This window comes from Massilia sp. CT11-137, from assembly GCF_047302885.1.
Taxonomy (GTDB): Bacteria; Pseudomonadota; Gammaproteobacteria; order Burkholderiales; family Burkholderiaceae_D; genus Telluria; species Telluria orientalis.
In genome coordinates this window covers 2,497,215-2,510,962 of sequence record NZ_JBKYMP010000001.1, presented here as the reverse complement: position 1 = coordinate 2,510,962, position 13,748 = coordinate 2,497,215, and the positions used below count along the sequence as shown (strand labels likewise).

Annotated in this window: 8 protein-coding genes; 3 read left to right on the top strand and 5 right to left on the bottom strand. The window is 69.4% G+C overall.

All coding sequences use genetic code 11. The features are described from left to right. Positions 1 to 6: 6 nt before the first annotated feature. Both ACEN98_RS11360 and ACEN98_RS11355 read right to left on the bottom strand, forming a co-directional pair. Positions 7 to 4,149: a hypothetical protein gene (locus ACEN98_RS11360; RefSeq protein WP_413384363.1), complete on the bottom strand. Its 4,143-nt coding sequence runs from the start codon at positions 4,147 to 4,149 to the stop codon at positions 7 to 9. Between the two features lie 31 nt (positions 4,150 to 4,180). Then, on the bottom strand, positions 4,181 to 7,348 hold the full coding sequence (locus tag ACEN98_RS11355) for a hypothetical protein (RefSeq protein ID WP_413384361.1): 3,168 nt from the start codon (positions 7,346 to 7,348) through the stop codon (positions 4,181 to 4,183). A 255-nt stretch (positions 7,349 to 7,603) separates the two neighbouring features. On the opposite strand from ACEN98_RS11355, the gene ACEN98_RS11350 reads away from it, so the two are divergent. Both ACEN98_RS11350 and ACEN98_RS11345 read left to right on the top strand, forming a co-directional pair. Beyond that, positions 7,604 to 9,400 (top strand): hypothetical protein, encoded by a 1,797-nt coding sequence (locus tag ACEN98_RS11350; protein ID WP_413384359.1) that lies wholly within the window; start codon positions 7,604 to 7,606, stop codon positions 9,398 to 9,400. 28 nt (positions 9,401 to 9,428) lie between these two features. After that, positions 9,429 to 10,730 carry a diguanylate cyclase gene (locus tag ACEN98_RS11345; RefSeq protein ID WP_413384357.1) on the top strand — a complete coding sequence of 434 codons (1,302 nt, stop codon included), beginning with the start codon at positions 9,429 to 9,431 and terminating at the stop codon, positions 10,728 to 10,730. Here ACEN98_RS11345 and ACEN98_RS11340 read toward each other — a convergent pair. From ACEN98_RS11340 to ACEN98_RS11330, 3 genes are all read right to left on the bottom strand, one after another. Further along, positions 10,727 to 11,821, bottom strand: coding sequence for a type IV pilus twitching motility protein PilT (locus ACEN98_RS11340; RefSeq protein WP_413384355.1), 1,095 nt, complete (start codon positions 11,819 to 11,821; stop codon positions 10,727 to 10,729). The two genes, ACEN98_RS11345 and ACEN98_RS11340, sit on opposite strands and share 4 nt — an antisense overlap. 2 nt (positions 11,822 to 11,823) lie before the next feature. Then, positions 11,824 to 12,723 (bottom strand): type III effector protein, encoded by a 900-nt coding sequence (locus tag ACEN98_RS11335; protein ID WP_413384353.1) that lies wholly within the window; start codon positions 12,721 to 12,723, stop codon positions 11,824 to 11,826. A gap of 681 nt (positions 12,724 to 13,404) precedes the next feature. Then, complete coding sequence (locus ACEN98_RS11330) at positions 13,405 to 13,563, bottom strand: hypothetical protein (RefSeq protein WP_413384351.1); 159 nt, start codon at positions 13,561 to 13,563, stop codon at positions 13,405 to 13,407. Between the two features lies 1 nt (position 13,564). Here ACEN98_RS11330 and ACEN98_RS11325 point away from each other — a divergent pair, with 1 nt between their 5' ends. Next, positions 13,565 to 13,744: a hypothetical protein gene (locus ACEN98_RS11325; protein WP_413384349.1), complete on the top strand. Its 180-nt coding sequence runs from the start codon at positions 13,565 to 13,567 to the stop codon at positions 13,742 to 13,744. Positions 13,745 to 13,748: the final 4 nt, after the last annotated feature.

Sequence of the window (13,748 nt, the reverse complement as noted above, 5' to 3'; positions counted from 1 at the left end):
ATTATTTCACGCGCCGCCGGCGTGCTCTTGCGCCCTGGCCTGCGCGCGCACCTCCGCCAGGCTTTCCTTGACGATCTCCGCCTGCAGGTCCGTCAGCGGGGTCCCGGTCTGGCGCACGTCGACGAGGCGGTCGGCGGTCGGCTGCAGGGTCGCGGTGCGGGTGTCGGGGATCGGATCCTCGGTCATGCCCTTGGTTTCGCGGCGCTTGAAGACGAGCGGGTTTTTCCAGTCGAACTGGCTGGACTTGTTGTTCATGTCGCCGGCCGCGACGAGGTACTTGACCGCCTGGTCGCGCTCCCCTTCGAACATGTCGGCGTTGACCGCGCGCATCACGGCCGCCATCCCGTGGTGCCCCGCCGCCTCCGCGTTGGCGATGGCCGCGTCGATGCCGCGGTGGGCCCACTGCTGCTTCGATTCCAGCTTCACCGAGAAGCGGTCGGTCTTGTTTTCCATGAGCGCCCGGACGAAGTTCATCAGCACTTCGCCGCACATCTTGCCGATTTCCTTGTCGACCATCTGTTTCTTCACCTGGTCGACCGTCACGTTGGCGTACTTTTCCACCAGGGCCGCGTGCAGCTCCTGCTTGACCGACAGCTCGGTGGCCAGGGCCGCCGCCGCGCTTTCCGTCAACGGTTCCTCCTGGATGTCGGCGTTCGGGTCGCCGGCGGCGAGGCGGCTTTGCAGGATCGCGATCTCGCCCTGCAACTGGGCAATGTCCTGATGACGTTCCGCCAGCTTCGCCGCCGCGGGCTCGGCCAGGCGCGTCATCAGCTGGTCGCGGAAACCCTTGTCCACGACTTCCTGGACGCGGTTGCTGACCGACGGCATCGCTTCGAGCAGCACGTCCATCGCCTTGTTCATGTCGCGGCTGTAATCGCCGTATTCCGACTTGTAGGCCTTCAGCTTGTCGGTGCCGACCGGCTTCTTGTCCTTGTATTCGCTGCCGCCGACGTTCGCGGTGAGCGAGCCCGTCGCCCCCGCCTGCACCGGCACGCTGAGCAGCTTCTTGCCGTCGGTGATCCCGGTGTTCTTCTTCGCCTCGGCGGTGGTATGGCGGGTGTTGATGCCGAAGAAGGCGTCGGTCGTCACCAGCTTCTTGACGGTGTCGTAGAATTCGTACGCCTTCTGCTGGTTCCTCGACGTCATCTTGTCTTCGTTCACCGTGAACTTCGTGGTGATGCCGGCCCCCGTCCGTACCGGGTCGTTCTTCCCCTTGGGCGAGGCGCCGAACTTCTCCTTGTTGTACTTGAGCGCCACGCGGCCGGGCGTGAGCGCGGTCTCGTTGCTGACGGTCGAGTATTCGCGCACCTCGTCGTCGATCGTGAACGGGGAATCGAGCTTGTCGCACAAGGCTTCATAGGCCGAGCCGTATTGCTGGTATTCCGGCTTTTGCGGGTCGAAGTCGACGAGGATGTCGACGGCCTTCTTGAGCTGCGTACGCGCTTCGTCGAGGTCGCGCAAGCCCTTGACCGGTTCGATCGAGAATTTCAGCACGACCGCGGGGTCGGTGCGCTGCTTCTCCTCCTTCTTCCAGCTCAAGCCCGGGAAGCGCACGTCGAGGCAGGTTTTCTTGAGCGCCTTCTCCGCGTGTGCGCTGAGGATCTCCGGCGCCATCGAGGCGCCCAGGCTGGTGCTGATCGATTTTTCCGACATCTGGCCCAGGGTCAGCTGCACGCAGTCGTTATTCGCCTGCACGTTGACGATGGTGCCCTGGCTCTTCGAACTGCCGAAGGTCGCGCTCAGGCTGGCGAACGGGATCGGCAGGACGAGCGGAATGGCCATCTTGAACTGCTTGGCGTTGATGGTATCGGTGCGGTCGCCCAGCGCCGTGCGGTCGATGGCGTCGTGCAGGAACGTGCGGATCTGCTCCGGTCCCTCCAGCGGCGCCCCCTTCGCCAGGCGCACCAGTCCGCCCAGCGACGCGAGCCGCTGCAGCGGTTCGCCGTGCGCCGCCTCGGGCAGGGTGCCCTTGACGAGCTCCTGCAGCAGGTCCAGCGCGCCGTGCCCCTGCTCCAGGTTGCGCAGCAGCGGCGCGGCGGCGCGCGACACCGAGAGTTCCGCGCCGGCCATGTTCAAGATGGCGGCCTTGTCCTTGGCCTTCAGGGCATTGGACCAGAGCTGGCTGCCGGCATTGAACGTGCCTTCCTTGCCCGTCAGCTTGCGCCTGGCCTTGGTCACGACCTTTTCCGAACCGCGGTGCTTGTCCATGTAGTCGCACAGCGCCTCCAGCAGCTTCGCATGGCCCTTCTGGGCGGGGCTCGCGTCGGGGTTGTCCTTCGTGGCCTTGGCGATCCCGTGGAAGTCCTGCAGCACCTGCTTGAACTGCGCCCTGGCTTCCTCGGCCACCGCGCCGCGCCCCTTGGCGTCGAAGTGCTGGTAGATCTGGTTGACCATGGTACTCGGCAACGCCATGGTGGTCTTGAACGCGTCGAACGCGTGCACGACGTTCTGCAGGTTGTCCTGATGCCACACCGCGCTCTTGACCATGGCCCAGGCGCTCCGTTCGGGCGTGCCGACGGCCGGCTTTTCGCCCGTGGCCAGCTCGGTGCGCATGCTCGTCATCGCCGACAGCATGCGCGCCTTGTGCCCCGCGTCGCCGTTGGGCAGGGCCGACAGGCGCTGGTGCTCCTGCGTGCAGCGGAAGAACGTCTGCACGTCGCGCCAGTCGACCTTGGCGGCGCGGTGCTCCGGGTTCGCGGCCAGCAGCGAGTTGACGGCATCGGGCAGCTGGTGCGCGCCCATCTCCCAGACCGCCACGAGATCCTGCTGCGCCTGCGTGGGCGCCGTGCCCTCGGTCCGGCTCGCGACGGTGGCGTCGATGATCTGGTGCACGCTGTCCTGGGCCAGCGACTTGTAGACGTCGATGCAGCGGTCCGGATCGCCGCCCGTCACCTTCTCCGCCATGTCGACGATGTGCATCAGCTGCGCCGGCGCCAGTTCCGCGTCCTTGTGCAGCGTGTCGCCCGCCGTCTGGCGCAGGTGTCCGGCGAGCGTGGAGAGCGCCGCGCGGGTTGCCGCGCGCTGCTCCGGATTCATCGCCGTCAGCGAGGGCAGGTGCGCGACCAGGTCGTCCATGCACGATTGCTGCATGGTCGCGACGCGCTCCTTCAGCGGGGCGACGGTGTCGCCGAGCAGCTTGTCGGCCACCGAGAACTTGTCGCCGAGGTCGCGCAGCCTGGCGGCTTCGCCCTGCCAGTGCTTCGCTTCCGACGCCAGCGGCGGCTTGCCGGGGAGCTCGTACGCGCGCCCCGCCGTCAGGTCGCGCACGCGGCGGCCCACCAGGGCGTCGCGCACCGCCGCACGATTCTCGTGCAGCTCGCCCGGCGCGGAGCGGCTCTCCAGCTTCGGCTCGGCGACCGCCATCGCGGCCACGCCCTCCAGGTACTTGGCGGGCAGCTCCAGCTGGCGGGCCAGCGCCGGCATCATCAACGCCATGCCCTTGGCGCGTCCCTGGTCGCTCACGTGGTCGTTGAGGGTGCGGTAGCCGTGGAAAAACTTTTGCACGGACGCGCCCAGCAGGTCCAGGCGCGCGCTCTCGTAGGCCGCCTTCGTCGTCTCGGACGGCTCGTGCGCGAACGCCGCCAGCGCATGGTCGGCCGCCGCGCGCACGTCGTCGATGGAGTCGGCGGCGACGTCGCGCTGCGCGACGGCGCGCTGGGCCAGCGGCGTTTTCGACTGCTGGCGCAGCTCGGCCACCTTCTCCTTCAGGCTGGCGACGGTGGCATGGATCGGCGAATCGGATGGGGCCGTATCGGCGATGTCGCTGGCCGTTTTCAGGCGCCCTTCCAGCGCGGCCAGGCGTTCGACCACGTGGTCCGTCTGCGCCACGATCTCGCGCGCCCGGTCCGGCACGCGCGTCTGGTTGCGCTGCTCGGCGCGCGCCAGCATCGTGTCCAGGCTCTTCGTGCCGGACTTGCCGGTCTTGTCCGGCGGCAGGTCGTACGTGCGCCACTTCGAGGCGATCTTTTTCTTGTCGCCGTTGAACTTCCACGTATTCTCCTTGCCTTTCGTGCCGAAGACGTTCAGGCCGATGGTGCCGCCCAGCTTGCTGATCGTCATTTTGTTGCTGGGCTTGATCGTCTGTTTCGACGGGAAGCCGCCCGGCTGGGCGGCAAGGCTCGCCGTGGTTGGTGACTTAATCCTGGTCATCCTGGTCTCCTGATATTCTTGCGATCGGTTCTTACTGTCCGGCCGGCGGCACCGGACGTTCGGCACGCAGCACGCTCAACTGGTGCGGATGCGAGACCTCCGACACTTGCTGGCCGGCGACCATGAAGTTCGGTCCGACGGCGCGCGACTGGCCGGTGATTTCCAGCGAATAGAAGAAGCGTTTGTCCCAGCTCTGGTCCGATTCGAGCAGGGCGCTGATCTGCGCGTTGCGCGCGGCGATCTGCGCCGCCTGGTCCGGGTCCGGCCGCGCGTGCGGCGCCACGACCGCGTCGCGCAGTTCGCGCAGCACGTTGATCTGGCGCGCCGCATCCGGACGCAGCCACACCCGCTCGGCAAACAGCTGGTTGCCCGCCGTCGCGTCGTGCTCCACGCGGGCCAGGTAATTGTCGATCGGCTCGGCCGGATCGGGCGCATCGGGCGGCTGGTTGGGATAGACCTGGTCCCAGGCGGCCCGGCGGCTGTCGACGTAGCGCTTCATCTCCTTCATGCTGGTGAAGGTCGTGTCGCGGTAGCTCAGCGCCGGGTCGATGTGCCCGTCCTCCTCGGCGATGCGCCATACCGAGCCGATTTCCGAATGCAGGATGGTGGTGCTGAAGCCGATGATCGACGCGCTCGGCAGCACAACCGACTTGACGTGCCCGGTCTCCCCGGAAAAATCGCCCAGCGGCGGGGCGCCGGCGACCAGGGTGGCACCGACGCCGACCTGGCGCGAGCTCGAGCTGGCGGCATATTCGGCGCGCAACGGTCCCGGTGTTTCCTGTCTGCGCAGGCGGGTCGACCACGTCTTGCTGGCGCTGACCTGGGCATTCGGCCCCACCTTGTAGTCGTTGTGCTGGTAGCGCGCGCCCGCCGACGCGCCGACCGAACTCGATACCGAGGTGCCGCTCGAGTCGAGCCAGTTGAGCGACACGTCGGGGTCCTTGTAGAAGGTATGCGACAGCGCGTCCCACATGGCGTTGACGTCGGTCGGCAAGCCACCGCTCGGGCCGCTCGCGGTGGCGGCATCGACCACGGACAGCAGCTTGGCGCGCCACGGATCGGGATGGCCGGCCGGCGCCGGGCCGATCGGCTGGAAGCGGCAGCGCACCATCACCCCTTTCGGGCTGGACGTGTCGACCATGAACGGCAGCGCCTGCAGCGTGCCGCTGACGCTCAGGCGCTTGCCCAGCAGGTTGACGCCGGCGGTGGCGGAAGCGCCCAGGTGGCCGGAGAGCCGCCGGTCGCTGCCGATGAACAGCTGCCCGTGGTTGGCCGACGAGCCGCCGTTGATCATCGCCATGCGGCCGCGCATCAGCCTGGCGTCCGGACCGGCCAGCACGAAGGGAAGGACCGGGAGGTGCCTGATCCCCGGGAGGTTCAGCACTTCCTGCACATTGAAGTTGATGCCGTACTGGCCGCCGTTGGTCAGCCGCACGTCGTACGTCATGCGCGGCTCGGTGATCACACGCCTGAAGTTCTGGAGCACGGTTTGCGGGGTGGAGGTGTCGAGCGGCACTTCCCCATCGTGTTCCAGCGTGGCGAGTCGATCGGCACCGGCGCGCAAGGCGGCCTCTTCCGTGTCGCCCGGCTCGCACTGCCCGATCCACTGGCGCAGGGTGGCCACGTCGAGCTGCGCGCCGCCGCGCGGACGCAGCACGGAACGGGTGCCCTTGAGCTCCCGATAGGTGGGACTCAATTTGACCTCGCTCACGCTGACGCCGGCCAGCTCGGCGGCGCGCGCGGCGATGCGCTTGCGCATGGCGGGCGTGACGGTGGTCTTGTCGCGCCAGCCCTTCTGCGCGATGCGCGTGTGCCACTGCTCGAGCGCGGCGCCCTTGAGCGCAGCGCTGATGCGTCCGTCCAGCGGGGCCGTGCCGTGCGCCTGCGCCCGTTCCCTCAGCACCTCGCCCAGGTCCTGGATGACGTCGGCCTTGAGGAAGTCCTCGTCCGGCTGGCGCAGGCTGGCCCCGCCGGTGCCCATCGAGAGTGCCGACATGGGCGACTTGTTGAAGCCGAACGTGCGCCGCAGGGCCGCCAGCATGCCGGGATTGCTGGCGCGCCGGGCATAGCGCGACAGCTTGAACATGCGCGCCTGGGCCCGCGCCAGCGGGGTGCCCGGGCCCTCTTCGGTGAAGCCGCAGCGCCACGAGAAATAGGCGTTCTTGAGATGGCGTTCGGGCTCGGCTTGCGGGCTCGCCGCCAGCTGCTGCGCGGCCAGGAAGGCCTTGGCCGCCAGGCTGACGTTGCCCTTCATCGGCGCCGGCGGCGCCTGCGACGGCGTGCCGTGCGGCCGGTCGTGCGGTGCCAGCGCCGCGACGGCGAGCTCGCGGACCTCGGCCAGGCTGGCCGGACGCGGCGCGCCCTCGGGCAAGGCATCGATCAGGGCGTTGGCGGCCGTGAAGGCCAGGCGCTGGGCGTCGTTGCGCATGGCCGTGTTGAGCGCACCGTCGTCGGGGCGCGGGCGGTCCAGCGAACACAGGGCGTTCAGCGTCGAATGGCCGAGCGCCGTGGCGGACAGCCGGCGCGCCAGCTCGAACGCGCCATGCTCGACGGCCAGCGGGTTGGCGGCGGCGACCAGGCCGTCCAGCGCGCCGCGCGCGGCGGCCGCGTCGTTGCCGAAGGCCTGGGACAAGCGCCGCAGCACCAGTTCCTGGCGCCCGACCGCTTCGGCCGCCACGTCGGCACCGGCATCCGCCGGCGCGGCCAGGTAGAGGCGCAGGTCGGCCGCGATCTGGGCCGGCAGCACATGGCTGTCGCCCAGGCCGGCGCGATTGAACAGGCGCGCGGCCAGCGCCTCGGTGCCGCCCGGTTCGACGATGGGCGCGTCCGGCGCGACCCGGGCCGGGCCGGTCAGGGACGCGCCGCCGACGGTCCGGGCGACGTTGCGCCCGTGCCGCAGGGCGGCCGCCTGGGTGGTGGCCCGCGGGTCCGGCTTGTGCGCCTCCTCGGGTGCGAGGCCGAGCTTGGCGCGCGCGGTCATGGGGCGCGCCTTGGTGACACTGCCGAGCACCGAGCTCGACGTAGTCATCGGGCGCGGGGCAAGCGTGCGCTTGATAGCCGCGATCCAGCCGTCGTTCTGGCGGGTGCGCGAGGGCCGGGCCGGCTCCTGCCGCGCGGGCTGCGCCGGCGTTGCGTTCGGGTCGGCGATCTCATGGATGTCGGATGAGCTGGCGCCGGAAAGTCGGGTCGGGGATGGCATAAGCGTCTCTACGAAAGTGGGTAGCGCGTGCCCCGGACAGGCTTGCCGAGGTTGGCCAAGTATGGGTTGGCGCCGCGCACCGGCGGCAGGCTCGCGGCGAACTGCCGTGTCCGCCAGCGAAGCGCCACCCGAACCCAGCCGGCGCTTCGCTGCGGGGGGCTCCGCTTCGCTGGCGGCGCCGTGCGCGCGATAGCGCCTTATTAAGCTGTCCCCGCGCCTCACAGCCGTTGTGCGGCATTTATTCAAGGAACCCATATGACACGCATTAACGAAGCACACTCGCATTCGACGCTACCGACATCGGACCCGGCAGGGAGCCACGCGTCCACCTCGCAAACGCCGCGCACGTCGCGCAGCAAGAGCGGCTCGCCGCTGGGTTCGCTGGGCGGCCCGGCCACGTCGGCGCCGAAATCCTCCGCCAGTGCGGGCAACCGGATCAGGGTCGCGACGACCCGCATTTTCGACGACCTGAGCGCATCGGTGACGGTGGCCGACCTGCCGAAGCAGGCCGAAGGCGCGCACGCCGGCTCGCCGCGCAAGACCGGCGAACTGGTCGGCGCCATGACCACCACGCTCGAGAAGATGAAGCAGGGCGACGTGCCGACCCGCCTGCCCGCCGCGCTGGCCGGCAAGCTGACGACCGGCCACTGGATGTCGGACTCGCACTTCCACCCCACCAACTACACCCAGCAGGGCATGACGCCGCGCGAGATGCTCAAGATGATGGACCAGGTCGGTATCCACCGCTCGGTGATGTCGCCGATTCCGACCGACGTCATGCCGTGCGGCGATCACGGCGATCACAACCACATCCCGGCCGAGTCGTACTACGTGCCGGCGCAGTTTGCCAACATCAAGCCGCATGAATTGACGGCCGAGGTCGAGCAGACCATCAAGGGCAGCGCGCACCTGATGCTGAACCAGCAGGTCGATGCGGACACCGCGCTGTTCATGAATATTTCCAAACTGAGCCAGGCCGAGCGCGACCGCCTCGATCCGATGGTCACCGGCCTGCACCTGGGTTCGCCGTTGAGCCCCCAGGCGCTGCTGTTCAAGCTGGCCACGCACCCGGGCATGTTCACCGGCGTGGGCGAGGTGACGATTCACAAGGAACTGGTGCAGAGCCAGTACGAAGGCGCGCGCCAGGCCAACCTGACCGACAACGTGCAATCGTTCAAGAATCTGGTGGCCACGGCCGGCGTGGTCGGCATGCCGGTAGTGCTACACTGTGACGTCGACTCGACCGCCAACCAGCGCGCCAACGGCTTTGGCCAGCCCGAGCACCTGGACAATCTGAAACAGCTGTTCGCCTCGCCCGAAACGCGTGACACGACCATTATCTGGGCGCACTGCGGCGGCGTCGGACGCTTCGTCCAGAAGCCGGTCGACCACGCCAACAACCTGCGCTCGATCCTGTCGAATCCGGAAATGAAGCACATCAACATCGATATTTCGTGGTCGCGCGTGGCGCGCCAGATCGTGCTGAAGACCGACGCCGAGGGCAAGGAAGTGCCGGATCACGAATCGATCGACGCCTGGGCGCAGCTGATCAACGATCATCCCGACCGCTTCCTGTTCGGCTCGGACGCGCTCAATCCGCAGGAAAAGGGAACCTGGGAAGAGACCGGGGTGTTGTACAAGCCCCTGCTGGACAAGCTGACGCCGGAAGCGCGGATCGCCGTCAAGACCGGCAACTACGAGCGCCTGCTGGTCGATGCGCGCCCGAAGGTGCGCGCGTTCGAGCAGCACGTGCTCACGCCGGAATTCGTCGAGCAGCGCCTGCGCGCGTCGGGCGACACCCGCGTCAATGCCGGGCCCCATATCGATCCGAATGCCCTGCGCGCCGCACGCGATGCCGCCTACGCCGGCGCGGGCGTGGACGTGCACGGGAAACGGCTTGCCCCCGAGCCGCGCGCGAAGGAGACGCCGGCCCAGGTCAAGGCGCATCTGGAAAAGATCAAGGCCCAGCAGGATGCGCGGGTGGCGGCGCTGACGGCTCCCGCGAAGAAGTCGGGCCCGGGCCGTCTGCGCCGGATGTTCGGCGCCAGGTAAGAACGCCATCGACATGAGGATCGACACGATGCAGTTTTTGGAAGCACCGAAGCCGGCCAGGCGCATCTGCCTGCTCGGCGACAACGCCCTCCTCGCCCGCGACACCGCGCTGCAACTGCGCGCGTCGGGCTACGACGTGACGGTCGCGACACAGCTCGAACAGCTCGCCACGCTGGGAGGCTTGTGCTGCATCGTCGTGGATCCGGCCAGCCGCGGCAGCCGCTTCGGCGACCCGGCCCGCGCCGGGGCCATCCGCGCGCAGTGCGCGGCGCCGGTGCCGATCCTGTGGCTGGCCCCCCTGGACAAGTTCGACGCGCGCCTCGCGGCCGCCCGCGCCGGCGTCGACGGATTCCTGGCCAGGCCGTTCGACGTCGACGATCTCAAGGCGCGCATCGAGACGCTGGCCCAGCGCCTGGAGCAGCCGCCCTGCCGGGTGCTGGTGGTCGCCAGCGATGCCGCCCGTCTCGACGGGATCGAAGGGGCCCTGGCGCAGGCCGGGATGGAAGCCCTGCGGCTGCACAAGCCGCTCGAGCTGATCGCCACCCTCAGCCGGCACCACCCGGACGCCATCGTGATCGACGTCGACACGCCAGCCTGCAACGGGGTCGACCTGGCCATGCTGATCCGCCAGGACCCGGCCTTCCTCGACCTGCCCGTACTCGTGCTGTCGGACGACCGCGATCCCGCGGCGCGCCGGCGAGCCGTGGCGGCCGGCGTGGACGACTTGCTGGCGCCGCCGGACACGCGCGCGGACCTCGCGCTCGCGGTCATGATGCGCGTCGAGCGCTCACGCGCGCTGCGCAGCCTGATCATGCGCGACGGCATGACCGGGCTGTACAACCACGTCTCGATCAAGGAACAACTGCTGCGCGAAATGGCGCGCAGCAGGCGCGACGGCAGCCCGCTGGCGCTCGCGATGGTCGACCTGGATTTCTTCAAGAAAATCAACGACACCTACGGCCACCAGGTCGGCGACCAGGTCATCCGCGCCATCGCCCACATCCTGCAGCAGCGCCTGCGCCACGGCGACCTGATCGGCCGTTACGGCGGCGAGGAATTCGCCGTGATCATGCCGGGGACGAGCGCGGCGGCGGCGGCCCACGTGCTCGACGACATCCGCGCACTGTTCGCCACCGTACGCCTCAAGGCCGACGAGACGGTGTTCCACGCCACCTTTTCCGCCGGCGTGGCCGACCTGGACGTCGCCGGCGGCGGCGCCGATCCCGCCGACCTGTTCCGCCTGGCCGACGAGGCCCTGTACGAGGCCAAGCACGCGGGCCGCAACCGCGTCGCGCTGGCGCGCGCGGGGGCCGGACGCGCACAAGGCTAACGCACGCTGCCCAGCATGTCGTGCAGTTCGAGCCGGTTGTACGCGGCGCGCATGGCATCGCGCGCCGCGACGGCCTTTTGCGCCACCAGCTGGACCAGAACGTCGTTCAGGCTGCGCGACATGCTGTCTTCCCTGCGCCGCAGGACATCCTCGAGCTGGTGCACCTTGCCCGGGTCGGCGATGAAGCGCGCCAGCTGCTGGTTGTGATTGAAGAGGATTTCGTGGGCCAGCACCACGGCGTCGCCCTGCTCGCTCGGCACCAGGCTCTGGAAGATCACGCCGACGAGCGAGCGCGCCAGCGCGGCCGCGCGCTGGTCGCGCTGCTCGGCCGGGAAAAACGCCAGCAGCCGGGAAAGCGCGCCGACCGCGCTGTTGGTGTGCATCGTCGCCAGCACGAGGTGCCCCGATTCGCCCGCATGCAGGACCGTCTCGGCGGTGTCGGCATCGCGGATTTCCCCGACCATGAGCACGTCCGGCTTCTGGCGCAACGCTTCGCGCAGGCCGGAGGAAAAGGTCGCGGTGTCGGTCGGCACTTCCTTTTGCGAGATGATCGACTGCTTGCGCTGCAGCCGGTACTCGATCGGTTCCTCGATGGTGACGATGTGGGCGCTGCGCGTGGCATTGATATGGTCGAGCATCGAGGCCACCGTCGTCGACTTGCCCGAACCGGTGGGACCGGTGATCATGATGACGCCGCGGGTCGCCTCGACCATCAACCGGGTGTGGGGCGGCAATCCGGTCTGCGCCAGCGGGATGGGGTGCAACGGCAGGCGCCGGATCGACACCGTGACCCTGGCGCCGCCCGCGGACCGGTAGACGTTGCAGCGCAGCCGGTAATCGGTCAGCGCGAACGGCCGGTCGACGGCGCCGTCGGCGATCCTGTCCCGCCACGCCTCGTCGATCGCGCTGAGCACGGGCGCCATGTCCTCCAGCGTGACCGGTTCGGCGCCGGCCTGGCGCCAGCCGCGCGGCGTCTTGATCATCACGGGCATGTCCTGTTCCAGGTGAATATCCGAAAACGTCTGGTCGGAATTCACCAGGGTCACCAATTCGTCCAGCAGGTCGCGGACAAGACTGAACTCGTGGGGCATCGCTAGCCGGCGACGTACATGGGGCGATACACGGCGGCGATGACCTCGGCCGAGTGGCCGTAGTTCCAGCGCAGTTCGGTGCCCGCCGCGACGTCGCCGGCGGCGAAGAACGCGCCGATCGAAAAGCGCCGGCCGCCCTCGGCGATGACGTGGAAGCGCGCCACCGTCACGTTGTACCCGTCTCCGGCCTGGGCCACCGGCAGGCCGGCGGCGTCGTAGGCGAGCCGGGTATTGGCCATCGCCAGGATGTTCTCGCCGTCGATGAAGGCGAAGTGTTCGCCCGACACGGCGGACAGGATGAACGCATCGTCCGCGCAGGCGAAGTACATGGCCGGCGTCAGCAACTGGCCGCCATACACCCCCAGGCATTCGCCGCTGCGCAGGTCGCGCGCGGCGAATACCCCGAGCTGCCCGACCAGCACGCGCTCGCGCGGATCGACGAGGTCGGCGGCGGTGATCGCGCGGCAGACCAGCCGGTCGCGGTAGGCGGCGGCCAGCGCCGCCTCGCCGGCATCGGGATCGACGAACGGCAGCACCGCCTCGCGGCGCGGATCCTCGCACGCGCCGAACCGGTCCGGCCCGTCCGACACGGCGACGATGTGGAGCGGTCGGTGTGCCGCGTCGCGGAACGGGTAGCGCCCGTCGAGCAGCGGGGAATACGGCAGGCGCGCGACCGGGCGGCGCTGCTTGAAGCGCTCGAACATGGCGGCCAGGTGGCCCAGCGCCTGCGCCTCGGCCTGCGCGTCGCCGGCCAGCGTGGCATTGATGCGCGCCTTGAGCGCCGGCACGGTATCGAAGATCGCATCGTGCGCGGCCGTGCCGGGCAGGCGTTCGGCCTGCGCCAGGCAGGTGTCGATAGTCTCGATGATGGATTGCACGCGGGGGTCGGTCGATGCGGTCATGAGGTCTCTCGCTTTCTCGGGTGGGCCGAGCGGTGTCGGCGGTGGCGCAACGATAATCCCGGCGGCCGGCGGACCGCGGCGCCGATGCGAAGCGCGGCGCCGGGAATGCGAAACTTCGCTGGCGGGGCGACCGGATCGCATCCGCGCCGCGCCCGGCACGCACGGCGTCCTATGCTGGACGTGCCGACCAACCGACCGAGGTCCCCATGCCACAAGCTCGCATCACAAATTATTTCCGACCGGTGAACGACCCGGGCCCGTCGTCCCCGGCACCGGCACCGGCCCCCAGGCCCGCCCCCGCCCCGCGTCCCGCACGCGGCGGACCCGTGGCGCCGGAACTGCAGGCGCGCGCGCCGCGCCCTTATGCGACGGAGACGCTGAACCGCGACCACGCGCGCGTCGACCTGGGCACGAAATTCGCGGCGTTCTCGGAACGCATGCGGCGCGAACAGGCGCCGCCCGCGCCGGCGGCCGAACCTGCGCCGGCCACGCCGCCGCAGCCACTGTACGTCCTCAGTCACATGACGGCGCCCGCGCCGCCGCCGGCGCCGGCGGCCGAACCTGCGCCGGCCGCGCCGCCGCAACCACTGTACGTCCTCAGTCACATGACGGCGCCCGCGCCGCCGCCGGCGCCGGCGGCCGAACCTGCGCCGGCCGCGCCGCCGCAACCACTGTACGTCCTCAGTCACATGACGCAGTCTGCGCCCGCGCCCGCGCCGAGCCTGCGCCGAACACACCGGCGGAGCCGTCGAACAGCGCCAGGCACACGGCGCAGCCCGCACCGGCGGCCGGACCTGCGGCGGCGACGCCGCCGGCGCCGCAGTTCGTCCTCAGCCACACGTTGCAGGCGCATGCGCCCCAGCCGCCGCTCTACTACCTCAACCACAATCCGAATCCGGTCTACGCCGACCCGTTCGCGCGCGAGAACCGTCATTCGTACTTTGCGGGCCGGATGACCAACCTGCTGACCGGGCTGCCCAACCGGTTTCTGCCGCGCCGCCGCCGCAACGGCGACGTCTGAGCCG